This is a genomic window from Streptomyces malachitofuscus, from assembly GCF_055571035.1.
The window spans coordinates 1-15396 of record NZ_JBVIGA010000050.1; the positions used below are offsets into that span (position 1 = coordinate 1).

General features: G+C 72.5%; 4 protein-coding genes. All 4 read left to right on the top strand.

The window, feature by feature from the left end; translation table 11 throughout:
- The coding region (locus ACZ44S_RS38260) for a type I polyketide synthase (protein ID WP_466937958.1) at positions 1 to 8685 on the top strand (8685 nt) is incomplete at its 5' end.
- A gap of 14 nt (positions 8686 to 8699) precedes the next feature.
- Entirely contained in the window at positions 8700 to 14105 is a 5406-nt protein-coding gene (locus tag ACZ44S_RS38265) for an SDR family NAD(P)-dependent oxidoreductase (protein WP_466937960.1), read from the top strand.
- Between the two features lie 10 nt (positions 14106 to 14115).
- Entirely contained in the window at positions 14116 to 14529 is a 414-nt protein-coding gene (locus tag ACZ44S_RS38270; RefSeq protein ID WP_466937962.1) for a nuclear transport factor 2 family protein, read from the top strand.
- Entirely contained in the window at positions 14522 to 15349 is an 828-nt protein-coding gene (locus tag ACZ44S_RS38275; RefSeq protein ID WP_466937965.1) for a class I SAM-dependent methyltransferase, read from the top strand. The genes ACZ44S_RS38270 and ACZ44S_RS38275 overlap by 8 nt, the downstream gene beginning before the upstream one ends.
- The last annotated feature ends 47 nt before the right edge of the window (positions 15350 to 15396 follow it).

Below are 15396 nucleotides of genomic sequence, written 5' to 3' on the forward strand. Positions count from 1 at the left end.
AACGGGCCGTCGTCGACGGTGGTGTCGGGTGATGTGGCGGCGTTGGAGGAGCTGCTTGTCCGGGTGCCGGAGGCGCGGCGGATCCCGGTGGACTACGCCTCGCATTCCTCGCATGTGGACCGGATCGCCGACGAGATCCGTGATGCCCTGGACGGCATCGCCCCCCGTACCGGTGAGGTCCCGTTCATCTCCAGTGTGACGGGCGAGGTGCTGGACACGGTCGGTCTGGATGCGGAGTACTGGGTGACCAACCTGCGCCGGACGGTGCGTTTCCAGGACGCGATCCTCACGGCCCTGGACCGGGGCGATCGTGTGTTCACCGAAATCAGCCCGCACCCCGTGCTGACAGTGGGCGTCGAGGACACCGCGGGAGACGTGGCGGTGTCAGTGACGGGCACGTTGCGGAGGGGCGAGGGCGGACCGCGCCGACTCCTCACTGCCCTGGCCGACGCGTTCGTACGCGGTGTGCCGGTCCACTGGGCGTCCCTCTTCTCCGGGGAACCCCCTGCGCCCGTGGACCTGCCGACCTATGCCTTCCAGCGGCGACGGTTCTGGCTGGAAACGGGGCCGGCGCCAGGTGACCTCACGGCAACCGGCCTCGGCTCGACCGACCACCCTCTGCTCGCGGCCGCCGTGCGGCTGGCCGGCAGTGACGAGGTCGTGTTCTCAGGGCTGCTGCGCCCTGCCACGCAGACGTGGCTCGCCGACCACCTGGTCCAGGGCTCACCGGTGCTGCCCGCCGCGGCTGTCGTGGACCTGGCGTTCAGCGCGGGCCGACAGGTGGGCCTGGACCGCCTGGTGGAGCTGACACTGCGGGAGCCCCTTGTACTGCCCGAGCAGGGCGAGGCGGTGATCCAGGTACGCGTCGGGGAACCCGAGCCGGACGGGCACCGAAGGGTGACTCTCCACTCCGCCACCGAGGACGACGACTGGACCCTGCACGCCGAGGGCGCCTTGGCGCAGGCTGCCGTCGCCGACGACGTCATCGACTGGCGGCAGTGGCCGCCGACCGGATCAGAGCCGCTGGACCTGGCGGACTTCTACGAGAACGCCGCGATGACCGGGTACGGCTATGGACCCGCCTTCCGTGGTCTGCGCCGGGCGTGGCGCCGCGGTGACGACGTCTTCGCCGACATGGCCCTCCCCGACGAGCGACAGGCCGAGGCGGCCGGCTACTGCGTGCATCCGGCCCTGCTCGACGCCGCTCTGCAGAGCGGGCTCGTGCGAGGTACCGAGGAAGTCCGGTTGCCGTTCGTCTGGAGCGAGGTGTCTTTGGCGGCGGTCGGCACCTCAGCCCTGCGCGTCCGCGTGCGCGGCGCGGGGGACGATGCCGTGTCGCTGGTGGCGGCGGACCCCGAGGGACGTCCCGTGCTCACAGCCGCCAAGGTGACATCCCGCCCTGTGCCGGGCGACGCTCTGCGCCGCGCCGGGACGACGTCCCTCTCCGACGCCTTGCACGCGTTGGGCTGGGTACCCCTCCAGACCGCCGAGGCGGCTGTCGCGCCCGCGCCGAACCTGACGGTGCTCGACCTTGCGTCCGCCCGTGAACAGGGCGATCCGATCGACGCGGTGCACACCCTGCTCGCTGACGTCCTGCGCCGCGTGCAGAGTCTGCGGGCGGACGAGCGACTCGCCGTGGTGACGCGTTCCGCCATCGCCACCGGCCCCGGCGACACCGCCGACGATCTGGTCGGCGCACCCGTGTGGGGACTGCTGCGCTCGGCGCAGGCCGAGAACCCGGGACAGCTTTTCCTCCTCGACATCGACGACTCCACCGACGCACCGGACGTCGCCCTCGCGACGGCCGTCGCCGCGGGAGAACCCCAGGCAGCCGTGCGCGACGGCGCCGTCCTCGTACCACGCCTGAAGAAGGCACCCCGTACGACACGTGAAGAACCCGGAACCGTGGACGAACCCCTGGCTGAGGGGCAGGTCCGCATCAAGGTGCTGGCGGCCGGACTCAACTTCCGAGACGTGTTGCTCTCCCTGGACATGTATCCCGGCGGCGGTCCGATGGGCGCTGAGGCGGCGGGTGTGGTGGTCGAGGTGGGGCCTGGTGTGTCGGGTCTGGGTGTGGGTGATCGTGTGATGGGTCTGGTGTCGGGTGCGTTCGGTGATGTGGTGGTGGTGGATGGGCGGTTGGTGGTCGGTGTTCCTGTGGGGTGGTCGTTTGTGAGGGCGGCGTCGGTGCCGGTTGCGTTTTTGACGGCTTGGTACGGGTTGGTGGTGTTGGGGGGTTTGCGGGCTGGTCAGCGGGTGTTGGTGCATGCGGCCAGTGGTGGGGTGGGGCAGGCGGCGGTGCAGGTGGCGCGGTGGGTGGGGGCGGAGGTGTTCGGTACGGCGAGTGAGGGCAAGTGGGGTGTGCTTCGGTCGTTGGGGCTGGATGACGCTCATATTGCTTCGTCGCGTTCGCTGGGTTTTGTGGAGCGGTTCCCGCGGGTTGATGTGGTGTTGAACTCGTTGGCGGGGGAGTTCGTGGAGGCGTCGGCGTCGTTGGTGGTGGAGGGTGGTCGGTTCGTCGAGATGGGGAAGACGGATGTGCGGGACGCGGAGGCGTTCCCGGGCATCCACTACCAAGCCTTCGACCTCGCCGACGCAGGACCCGACCAACTGGGCGCACTGCTGCGTCGCATCACCACCCTCCTCACCGAGGGTCAACTCGACCCGCTTCCCGTACGGACCTGGGACATCCGCCGCACGGCAGAGGCCTTGCGGTTCATGAGTCAGGCCCGGCATGTGGGGAAGCTGGTGCTGACCGTGCCCCGGCCGTGCTGGGGCGGGGACGGGACGGTGCTGATCACGGGCGGTACGGGCACGTTGGGTGGTCTGGTGGCCCGGCATCTGGTGCGGGCCCATGGGGTGCGGTCGCTGGTGCTGTGCAGCCGCCGTGGGATGGACGCCCCGGGAGCGGCCGAACTATGCGATGAGTTGGGCGAGTTGGGCGCTGTGGTGCGGGTTGTGCGGTGTGATGCCGCCGACCGGGAGGAACTCGCCGCGGTGCTGGCGGCGATTCCGGCTGAGCGTCCGTTGCGTGGGGTGGTGCATGCGGCGGGTGTGCTCGATGACGGTGTGGTGAGTGCTCTGACTCCGGAGCGGTTGCGGGCCGTTCTGCGGCCGAAGGTGGAGGCGGCCTGGAACCTGCACGAGCTCACCCGTGACCTCGACCTGACCGCGTTCGTGCTCTTCTCCTCGGCCGCCGGTATCTACGGCACCCCGGGGCAGGGCAACTACGCGGCCGCCAACGCCTACTTGGACCACTTGGCCCACCACCGGCGCACCCGTGGTCTGGCCGCGCAGTCCCTGGCGTGGGGGCTGTGGGCGCCCACCAGCGAGATGACCGGCGGACTCGACGGAAGCGGCATGACCCGTCTGACGGGAAGCGGCATGCTCCCGGTCACCGCGGACCAAGGGCTCGCGCTGCTCGACGCCGCCGCGGAATCGGATCTGCCGCTGCTCGCACCGGTACGGCTCGACCTGGGCACCCTCCGTGCCCGTGCGCAGGCCGGCGAACTGCCCCCGGTGGCCCGAGGACTGGTCCGAACCGTGGCGCACCGCACCGTGGCCCCGAGCGACGGCACAGGCTTGCACGAGCGTCTGCTGTCCATGGCCCCGCCCGACCGGGAACGCACCCTGCTGACCCTGGTCTGCGAACACGCGGCCAAGGCGCTGACACACACCTCGCCGGAGGCGATCGAACCGGAACGCTCCTTCCGCGAACTCGGATTCGACTCCTTGATCGCCGTCGAGCTGCGCAACCGCCTGGGCACGGCGACCGGTCTCAGGCTGCCCGCCACGGCGGCTTTCGACCACCCCACTCCGGCCGCCCTGGCCCGTTGGCTGCTCGACGAGCTGGTGGGGGCGCGCGCCGATGCCACCGCCCCCGGCGACCTCTCCTCCCGCACCCCCGCTGACGAACCCATTGCCATCATCGGCATGGCATGCCGCTACCCGGGGGGCGTGGAGTCCCCTGAGGATCTGTGGCGGCTGGTGGCCGACGGCACCGACGCGGTCACCGGCCTGCCCGTGGACCGTGGTTGGGATGTCGACGGCCTGTACGACCCCACCCCCGGACGCCCGCACCGCAGCTATGTGCGCGCGGGTGGCTTCCTCAAGGACGCGGCGGGCTTCGACGCAGGCCTCTTCGGAATCTCACCCCGCGAGGCTCTGGCCATGGACCCCCAGCAACGGCTGTTGCTGGAGACCTCCTGGGAGGCCCTGGAGCGCGCCGGTATCGCCCCGCTCTCGCTCAAGGGCACCCAGACCGGGGTCTTCGCGGGTGTGGCTGCCTCCGGATACGCCTCCGACCCGCGCACGGTGCCCGAAGAGATCGAGGGATACCTGGTCACAGGTGTGTCGACGAGTGTGACCTCCGGCCGGGTCTCCTACACGCTCGGCCTGGAGGGCCCGGCCGTGACGGTGGACACCGCCTGTTCCTCGTCCCTGGTCGCGTTGCACCTGGCCGTGCGCTCGCTGCGGGACGGCGAGAGCTCCCTCGCGCTCGCCGGCGGTTCGCACGTGATGGTCCTGCCCGACCCGTTCGTGGAGTTCAGCCGTCAGAGGGCGCTGGCAACCGACGGCCGCTGCAAGGCGTTCGCTTCCACCGCCGACGGCCTGGGCCTCGCGGAGGGGGCCGGAGTCCTGGTCATCGAGCGGCTCTCCGACGCGGTGCGCAACGGTCACCCCGTGCTCGCGGTGATCCGCGGTTCGGCCGTCAACCAGGACGGGGCCTCCAACGGCCTCACCGCACCCAACGGGCCCTCGCAGCAGAGGGTCATCCGTCGCGCGCTGGCCGACGCCAAGCTCACCACGGCCGAGGTCGACGCCGTCGAGGCGCACGGCACGGGCACCGAACTCGGCGACCCCATCGAGGCGCAGGCACTGCTCGCGACCTACGGTGCCGACCGGCCCGCCGACCGTCCGCTGTGGCTGGGGTCGGTCAAGTCGAACATCGGGCACACCCAGACGGCCGCCGGCGTCGCGGGCGTGATCAAGACGGTGATGGCGCTGCGCAACGAGCTGCTGCCCCGGACCCTGCACGTGGACGAGCCGTCCCCGCACGTCGACTGGGAGTCCGGCGCGGTGTCCCTGCTCACGGAAGCGGTGCCGTGGCGCAGCGAGGGCCGCCCGCGCCGGGCGGGCGTGTCGTCGTTCGGCATCAGCGGGACCAACGCCCACGTCATCCTTGAAGAAGCGCCGTCCGAGACGGCCGAGCCCGAGGAGTCGCCCTCGGCGCAGGACCGGCCGACCGGTGCCGTCCCCTGGGCGCTCTACGGAAAGTCCGCGGACGCGCTGCGCGCACAGGCCGGGCGACTGGCTGCACACCTCGCTCACGACAGTGCCCCCGACGCCGCGGACACCGGGCTCACCCTCGCCTCCGCACGGACCCCGCTCGATCACCGCGCCGTCGTGATCGGCGCGCGGAAGGCCGAACTGGCCAACACGCTCGCCGCGTTGATCGACGGCGTCTCCGCCCCGAATCTCGTCCAAGGTCGCGCCGACCTCCGCGGCAGCACCGTGTTGGTGTTTCCGGGGCAGGGGGCGCAGTGGGCGGGGATGGGGTTGGGGCTGTGGGATGCGTTGCCGGTGTTCGGTGAGCGGATGGCGGAGTGTGAGGCGGCGCTGGCCCCGTTGGTGGACTGGTCGTTGCGTGAGGTGCTGGCCGGTGATCTGGATCGGGTGGATGTGGTGCAGCCGGCGTTGTGGGCGGTGATGGTGTCGCTGGCGGGGGTGTGGGAGTCGTTCGGGGTGCGGCCGTCCGCGGTGGTGGGGCATTCGCAGGGGGAGATCGCGGCTGCGGTGGTGGCCGGTGGCCTGTCGTTGGAGGACGGGGCGCGGGTGGTGGCGTTGCGCAGTCGTGCGTTGCGCGAGTTGGCGGGTTCGGGCGGGATGGTGTCGCTGCCGCTCGCGGTGGAGGAGGTGTCGGAGCTTGCTGCTGGGCTGGGGTTGTCGGTGGCGGCCGTCAACGGGCCGTCGTCGACGGTCGTCTCAGGTGACGTGGCCGCGTTGGAAGAGCTGCTGGCCCGCGTACCGCAGGCGCGACGCATCCCCGTCGACTATGCCTCGCATTCCTCGCATGTGGACCGGATCGCCGACGACATCCGTGATGCCCTGGACGGCGTCGCCCCCCGCACCGGTGAGGTCCCGTTCATCTCCAGTGTGACGGGCGAGGTGCTGGACACGGTCGGTCTGGATGCGGAGTACTGGGTGACCAACCTGCGCCGGACGGTGCGCTTCCGTGACGCCGTGGCCACCGCGCTCGCCGCCGGTCATCAGGTGTTCGTCGAGGCCGGCCCGCACCCCATCCTCTCGATGGGCGTGATGGAGACGGCCGAAGCCGTGGGGGTCGACGCCCTGGCCGCCGGGACCCTGCGCCGCGACGACGGCGGCATGGCGCGCCTGCTGACCTCGCTCGCCGAAGTCCATGTGCGGGGCGTTCCGGTCGACTGGCCGTCGGCGTTCACGGGCAGTGGCGTACGCCGGGCCGAGCTGCCCACCTACGCCTTCCAGCACCGCCGCTACTGGCTCGAACCGGTCGCGGCGCAGGGGCCCGACGCCCCGGACAAGGACGAGAGCCGGTTCTGGGAGGCGGTGGAGCGCCTGGACTCGCAGGGGCTCGCCGACCTGTTGGGTGTGCCGTCGGTGAACGGGATGGCGGATGTCCTGCCGACGCTGTCGACCTGGCGGCGGCAGCGGCGCGAGCTGGCCACGGTGGACAGCTGGCGCTACCGGGTCCAGTGGCGCCCCCTGGAACTCGGCCCAGGAGCCGGGGCCGGGCCCGTCCTGTCCGGCACCTGGCTGCTGGCAGTGCCCCGGGCTGACGTCGGCGACGACGTGGAGCGGGCACTCATGGCCTGGGGTGCCGAAGTCCGGCGGCTCGTCGTGTCGTCGGCCGACGTGGACCGTGAGGCGCTGGCCGGGCGGCTGCGCGAGGCGGGCGTGGAGAGCGCGACGGGCGTCCTCTCGCTGCTCGCGGCGGATGACCTGCCCTGGGCGGGGCGGGCCTGGTTGAGGACGGGGCTGGCGGCGACGGTCGCACTCGTCCAGGCGCTCGGCGATCTCGGCGCCGGGGCACCTGTGTGGTGCGTGACCCGGGGGGCCGTGTCGACAGGGGACGCCGACGGGCCCGCACGGCCTGACCAGGCCGCGCTGTGGGGGTTCGGGCGCGTCGTCGCACTGGAGCGGCCCCGGGCGTGGGGCGGCCTCGTGGACCTGGCCGACGATGCCGACAGTGACGCGCTGGAGAAGCTGTGCGCCGTGCTGGCGGGGGGTGGGGGCGAGGACCAGGTGGCGATCCGGTCGGCCGGGGTGTTCGGCCGGAGGCTGGTGCCGGCGCCGCTCGGGGAACGCTCCCCCGTACGGGCGTGGCGACCGGGCGGCACGGTTCTGATCACCGGCGGAGCGGGCGCGATCGGGATGCGGTTGGCCCGTTGGTTCGCGCACCACGGCGCCGGGCACGTGCTGCTCGCCGGGCGCCGCGGTGAACAGTCTCCCGGAGTGGGGGAGCTGACGGCGGAGCTGGCGGAGTTGGGCGTGCCGGTCACGGCTGCCGCATGCGATGTCACGGACAGGAAGGCCGTGGAGGCCATGCTGGCCGCCGTACCGGCCGAGCAGCCGTTGACCGCGGTGGTTCACGCGGCGGGTGTCGGCCAGTCCACGACGGTCGAGGAGACCGGTCTCCCGGAGTTCGCCGGGATCATGGCGGGCAAGGCGGCCGGAGTCGAGGCACTGGACATGGCGCTGGGTGACCGTCCGCTCGACGCCTTCGTGCTGTTCTCCTCCAACTCCGGGGTCTGGGGCAGCGGCCGACACGGCGCGTACGCGGCCGCCAACGCCTACCTGGACGCGTTCGCCGAGCAGCGCCGGGCCCGCGGACTGACCTGCACCTCCGTGGCCTGGGGCAACTGGGGGGCGGGCGGTCTGCTGGCCGATGACGGGTATGCCGAATACCTCAACCGCCGTGGGGTGTTGGAGATGGACCCCGACCTGGCGATCACTGCGATGGCCGCGGCGGTCGAGCACGACGATGCCTTCGTGGCCGTCGCCGCCATGGACTGGGAGCGGTTCGGCATGGGCTTCACCTCCGGCCGCCCCAGCCCGCTGATCGGCGAACTCCCGGAGATCCGCCGGTTGTCGCAGACCGAGGAGCCCGAGAGCGAAGGAGGAACGGAACTCGCCGAGCGGTTGGCCCGTGCCTCCACCGCCGAACGGGACACGGTGCTTTCCGCGTTGGTGGCGGCCGAGGCGGCCGCCGTGCTCGGGCACGCCTCCCCTGACGAGATCGAACCCGGACGGCCCTTCAAGGATCTCGGATTCGAATCGCTGACGGCCGTCGAACTGCGCAACCGGCTCCAGACCGCCATCGGACTGCGCCTGCCGGCGTCGCTGATCTTCGACCACCCGACCCCGTCGGCCGTCGTGGATCTGCTGTGTGCCGCACTGCCGCCGTCGCCGGGGGAGGAGGGGCCGGACCGGACGGTCCTCGGTGAACTGGACCGGCTGGAGGAGGCCGTGGCCGCCTTGCCGTCGGGCGCGCAGGTGCCGTCCCAGACGGTTCGCCGGTTGCAGACGCTGCTGTGGCGGCTGGGTGGGGACGGGGCGGCGGCCACCGCGTCCGGCGACGTCGATCTCGGCGAGGCGTCGGCGGAAGACCTGTTCGACATGATCGACCGTGAGCTCGGGGCGTGAGGGGAAACGGGCCGATGACGCACGACGAAGAGAAGCTGCTGACGTACCTCCGACGCGCGACGACCGAGCTGCGCCAGACCCAGCAACGGTTGCGCCAGGTCGAGGAGAAGTCCACGGAACCCGTCGCGATCACAGGGATGGCCTGTCGCTTCCCCGGTGGGGTGCACTCTCCGGAGGAACTGTGGGAGCTGGTGGCGGCGGGTGGCGACGCCATCTCCGACTTCCCCGACAACCGCGGCTGGGACGTGGCCGGTACCTACGACCCGGACCCGGACCGGCCCGGCCGGACGTACGTACGACAGGCCGGGTTCCTGCACGAGGCGGCCGAGTTCGATGCCGAGGCGTTCGGGGTTTCACCGCGCGAGGCGCTGGCCATGGATCCGCAGCAGCGGTTGCTGCTGGAGACTTCCTGGGAGGCCATCGAAGGGGCGAGGATCCCGCCCCTGTCCCTGCGCGGTGCGTCGGTCGGCACGTTCGTCGGCTTCAACAACGGCGACTACGCCACCGACGTGCGTCGGCTCCCCGACGGGATGGAAGGCCACATGGGCACCGGCCAGATGGCCAGCATCATGTCCGGCCGCATCGCCTACTTCTTCGGTCTGGAGGGCCCGGCCGTCTCGCTCGACACGGCGTGCTCGTCGTCGCTGGTCGCCCTGCACCTGGCCTGCCAGGCCCTGCGCAACGGCGAGTGCGCGATGGCGCTCGCGGCCGGGGTCACCCTGATGTGCGGCATCACCGGGTTCGTCGAGTTCAGCCGGCAGCGCGTCCTCGCCGCCGACGGCCGGTGCAAGGCGTTCGGGGCGGGCGCGGACGGCTTCGGACCCTCCGAGGGCGTCGGCGTACTGCTCCTGGAGCGGCTGTCCGACGCCCGTCGCGGCGGACGTCCGGTACTGGCCGTGGTACGGGGCTCGGCCGTCAACCAGGACGGCGCCTCCAACGGGCTGACCGCCCCCAACGGCCCCGCCCAGGAGCGGGTCATCGAGCAGGCACTGGCGTCGGCGCGGCTCGCCCCGGCCGACGTCGACGCCGTCGAGGCCCACGGCACCGGCACCACCCTGGGCGACCCGATCGAGGCTCAGGCCCTGCTGGCCGCCTACGGCCGCGGGCGGGGCTCCGACCGACCGCTGTGGCTGGGGTCGGTCAAGTCGAACATCGGGCACACCGGGTCCGCGGCGGGCGTCGCCGGTGTGATCAAGACGGTCATGGCGCTCCGCCGCGAACTGCTGCCGAGGACCCTGCACGCTCAGGAGCCCTCACCGCGCGTGGACTGGTCCGTCGGCGGCGTGGAGCTGCTGCGCGAGGCCCGGCCCTGGACACGCGGCGACCGGACACGGCGGGCCGGGGTGTCGGCCTTCGGGATCAGCGGCACGAACGCCCACGTGATCCTGGAGGAAGCGCCGCGGACCGAGGACACGGGGTGGCCGGAGAACGAACCGGTGGCCCCCGTGCGGGACTCGGTGTCCACGGAGTCCGCCGGTGGTCCTGCCCTCGCACCCGTGCCGATCGTGCTGTCCGGTGCCGGCCCGGACGCGCTGCGCGCCCAGGCCGCGCGGTTGCGCGATCACCTGACGGCCCACCCCGAACTGCCGCTCGCGGACTGCGCGTTCTCCACGGCCTCGACCCGGTCGGCGCGGGCCCACCGGGGTGTCGTGATCGCCGATGATCGCGCCACGGCGCTCGACGGACTCACCGCCCTCGCCGAGGGAAGGCCCGCCGGCAACGTCGTCACCGGTGTCACCCGGTTCGTCAGCGGTGTGGTGATGGTCTTTCCCGGCCAAGGCTCGCAGTGGGTCGGCATGGCCACCGAGCTGATGGCCCACTCCCCGGTCTTCGCGGAGCGGATGAGGCAGTGCGAGGAGGCGCTGGCACCGTACGTCACCTGGTCGCTCGGCGACGTCCTGGCCGATCCGGACGGCAACGGCCTGGAACGGGTCGACGTGGTGCAGCCGGTGCTGTGGGCCGTCATGGTCTCGCTGGCCGGATTGTGGCGTTCCTTCGGAGCGGTGCCCGCCGCCGTCCTCGGTCACTCCCAGGGCGAGATCGCCGCAGCCGTCACGGCCGGGGCGCTCACGCTGGAGGACGGCGCACGGGTGGTCGCACTGCGCAGCAGGGAGCTGCTGGCCCTGTCGGGCGGGGGCGGCATGGCCTCCCTGCCGTTCGCCGCGGAGCACGTCAAGGAACTGATCGCGGACACCGACCTGTCGATCGCGGCCGTCAACGGTCCTTCCGCGACCGTCGTCTCCGGAGGCACTCAGGAGATCGACGATCTGATCGCCCGGGTACCGCAGGCCCGGCGGATCCCGGTCGACTACGCCTCCCACTCCGCGCAGGTCGACGGCATCGGCGACGACATTCTGCGGGCCCTGGACGGGATCGCGCCGCGTCCGGGTCCCTTGCCCTTCTTCTCCTGCGTCACCGGGGGGACTCACGACCCGGCCGGCCTGAACCCCCGGTACTGGGTGGACAACCTGCGGGGCCGCGTCCGCTTCCACGACACCGTGGGTGCCGTACTGGGGCAGGGGCACCGGGTGTTCATCGAGTGCTCGCCGCATCCGGTGCTCGCCCCCGGCGTCGAGGAGACCGCCGCGGACCAGGGCGTCGAGGCCGCCGTGATCAGTACGCTGCACCGGTCCGACGGCGGTCTGCCGCGCCTCGTCACCGCCCTGGCCGAGGCCTATGTGCGCGGCGTGCCGATCGACTGGACGGCCCTGTTCGCGGGCACCGAGGCCACCGTCGTCGACCTGCCCACCTACGCCTTCCAGCGCAGGCGCTACTGGCTGCCGGACCACGACCGTGGGTCCGCGGACGTCGCGGCCGCCGGACTCGCCGAGACCGACCACCCTCTGCTGGCGGCCGGCACGCGGGTGGCGCACGGCGAGCAGCACCTGTTCGTCTCCCGGCTGCCGGACGAGAGCCTGCTGACGGGTACGAGCCTCGTCGAACTGGCCCTGCGCGCAGGCCAGGAGACGGGCTGCCCACGGCTGGACGAGCTGACCGTCGACGCGGCGCCGGCGTCCACGGGCACCGCGGTCACCTGCCAGGTCTGGGTGGGGGCACCGGACGACCAGGGCCGACGGCCGCTGACCGTGCACTCCGGCCCCGACGCCCTGGGCGACACCTGGACACGGCGGGCCACCGGACGGCTCGGCCCGGTCCCCGGGGCGAGCCCCGCCGGCCTGACCCCGTGGCCGCCCGCCGCGTGGCGGGAGGGGACGACCGTGTATTCCGAAGCCGCTCTCGACGACGGACAACGCACCCGGGCCGACGGCTACGGGCTGCATCCGCTGCTCCTCGACGCCGCCCTGGCGGAAAGCCGCAGCCTGCTGGAGGAGGCCGACGGCCAGACCTGGGAGCCGCACGTCTGGCGCGGGGTGACCTTGTTCGCCGACGGCGCCACCGAGGTTCGGGTACAGGCCGTGCACGGCGGCCCCCAGACCATGTCCCTGCTGCTCGCCGATGCAACGGGTGCCCCGGTGGCCGCCGCCGAGGCCGTGGAGTGGAAGCCGGTCACGGCGGCCCGGCCGGCCGAGGCGGCGGGCAGCGTGCTGCACCGTGTGGAGTGGCGTCAGCTGCCCGCGGCGACGGGGAGCGTGGCGGAGGAGGACCGGGGCGAGCTCGGCGACACGGTCACGGACGCCGAGACCGTTCCCGGCCTGGTCGTGCTGCCGGTCAGGACGGCGGACGGGGACGAACCGGCCGATGTCGTCGGGCGCACCACGGCCGACGTGCTCACCAGCCTGCAACGCCGGCTGGCGGACCGGCGTTTCGACGGATCGCGTCTGGTGCTGGTCACCGAGCGCGCGGTGGCCGCCGCACCGGGCGACGCGCCCTCCCTGGCCGCGGCACCTGTCTGGGGGCTGATCAGGTCCGCGCAGGCCGAGTACCCCGGACGCCTGCTGCTCGTCGACGTGGACGGTACGGATGAGTCGCGGAACGCGTTGGAGGCGGCGGTGGCCGCCGCCGTCGAGGCGGACGAGAACCAGGTCGCGTTGCGCCGGGGCAGAGCACTGGTGCCGCGTCTGACGCGACTGCCCGGCACGCCCGCCACGTCCGACCGGACGCGGAGCCTGGCCGATCGCGTCGCCGACGGGACCGTCGTCATCACCGGCGGCACCGGTGCGCTGGGCCCGGTCCTCGCCCGCCACATGGTCACGCGCTACGGAGCGCGCCAGCTGATCCTGCTGAGCAGGCGCGGACCGCGGGCCCCGGGCGCCGCCGCCCTCCGCGCCGAACTGGCGGAGCTGGGCGCGGAGACGACCGTGATCGCCTGCGATGTGACGGAGCGGGAACAACTCGCCGCCGCGCTCGCCGCCGTCCCCGCCGACCGTCCGCTCGGCGCCGTGCTGCACCTCGCCGGAACGCTCGACGACGCCACCCTCGCGTCCCTCACACCCGAGCGCCTGGACCGCGTACTCGACCCCAAGGTGCGCGGCGCCCTCCATCTGCACCGGCTCCTGGACGAGCCGGACGCGGCGCCCCTGGTGCTGTTCTCCTCCCTCGCGGCCCAGCTCGGACCCGCCGGGCAGACCAACTACGCGGCCGCCAACGCCTTCCTGGACGGGCTGGCCGCACACCGGCTGGCGCACGGATTGTCGACCTGCGCGCTCGCCTGGGGACCCTGGTCGCCGGACGAGGCCGAAACGGAGGGGATCGGCGCCGCCACCGACCCGGTGACCCGTGAACGTTCGGGGCTGCTGCCCTGGCCGGTCGATGCCGCGCTGGAGGCCTTCGACGCCGCCCTCGCACAGGCCGAGGCGCTGTTGATACCGGTGCGGTTCGACGCCACGGCCATCCGGGCCAGAGCCGCGGAGGAGCCGCTTCCGCCGGTACTGCGCGGCCTGTTCGGCGGGGCCGCACGCCGACGGGTCGGCGCCGCCTCCGCGCAGGGCGCCCCGCGGTGGGCGCGGCGGCTCGACGGGGTGTCCGCCGATGCCCGGCGAGGTCTGTTCCTGCAGCTGGTGCGGGAGCAGGTGGCCGGCGTCCTCGGACATGAGGAGGCCGACGCCCTGGACCCGCGACGGCCCTTCAGCGACCTGGGGTTCGACTCACTCAGCGGGGTGCGGCTGCGCAACCGGCTGAGCGCAGAGACCGGACTGAGTCTGCCGTCCGCTCTGGTGTTCACGTATCCCACCATGGGCGACCTGGCCGCGTACCTGGACGAGCAGCTGGCCCGGAGCACCGGCCCGGGGGCCGGGGCCGAAGAGCCCGGCCAGGCCGAACTGGACCGGTTGGAGCGGGCCCTGAGCGGTGACGCGCTGGGCGCCGGGACCCGTGACCGCGTTCTGCGCCGCATGGAGGCGCTGCTGTGGAAGGCCCGTGCCGGTGACGAAGCGGACGGCGGACTCGGCACCACCGACCTGGACGCGGTGAGCGACGACGAGATGTTCGACCTGATCGACCGACAACTGGGAACCGGCTGACGAGGGAGCCATGGAGACCGAACCGGTGAAGGCAGAACTGCGTCGCAAGCAGGTGGTCGACGAGTACTTCCGTCGTCTCGACGCCGGCGATGTGCCCGGAGTGCTCGCCCTGTTCGCGGACAACGCCCGAATCGAGGACCCGGTGGGCCACCCGGCCCACGAGGGGGCCACCGCCCGCGAGGCGTATGTGAGCGAGCAGGTGGCCCGGGGGGCCCGGCTGACCCCCGGCACTCTCGTGGCTTCCCATGACGAGGAACAGGTGGCCGTGCCGTACACGGTGTCCACGACCGCGGAGGTCGTCGACGCGCTCGGTCTCTTCCGGGTCGGCCCGGCCGGGACCATCACGGAGATCCGTGCCTTCTCGGGCAGGACCGACCGGCGCCCGACCGACGCACCCGAGCACAGGAAGGACCGTGATGACTGACACGACCGGCCGCGAGAAGGTCGACCTCCCCCCACTGCAACTCACCTCACTGGTCTCGCTCTACGCCAAGGCCCTCGACAGCGTGGTCAAGCGACCCGTACTGGGCGACCGGGGCGCCGCCGCCACCGTCCGTCGTATCGACCACGACTTCCGCAGCCTGAAGCTGCGGCGCGACGACGCGGTCGCCACCGTGGCGCGCGCGGCCCAACTTGACCGCTGGAGCCAGGAGTTCCTCGACGGGCATCCGGAAGCCGACGTCCTGCACCTGGGGTGTGGGCTGGACCGGCGGGTGGAGCGGCTGCCCGCGGCGATCGGCCGTGACTGGTACGACGTCGACCTGCCCGAGACGGTCGAGCTGTGCCGGCGGCTGTTCGACCCCCTACCCGGCCACCAGTGGCTGGCCCGCTCCGTCACCGACCCGGACTGGCAGGAGTGCCTGCCGGAGCGCCCGTCGGTTCTCGTGGTCGCCGAGGCGCTGACGATGTTCCTCGACGAGCAGTCGATGCGTGCCCTCGTCGCGGGAGTCGTCGCACGCTACCCGCACGGCTGCCTCCTGTTCGACGCGTACACCCCCCTCGCCGTGCAGACCATGCGGAAGCACCCCACATTCCAGGCCGTCGGCACCGGACCCACCTGGGGTATCGACGACGCTCGCACTTTCGAGCAGTGGGCGCCCGGACTGACGTACGACCGGGAGTGGTACCTCGTCGGCTCCCGGCACATTCTCCGGATGCCGCCGCTGTCGATCCTCATCTCCGGCGTGATGTATCTGCACCCCGGACTCCGCCGCTACAGCAGGCTTGTCCGACTGACCTGGTAAGGGGCGAATAGGGGTACGCACCGGAGGGCCGTCTCCCTATCCTGAGA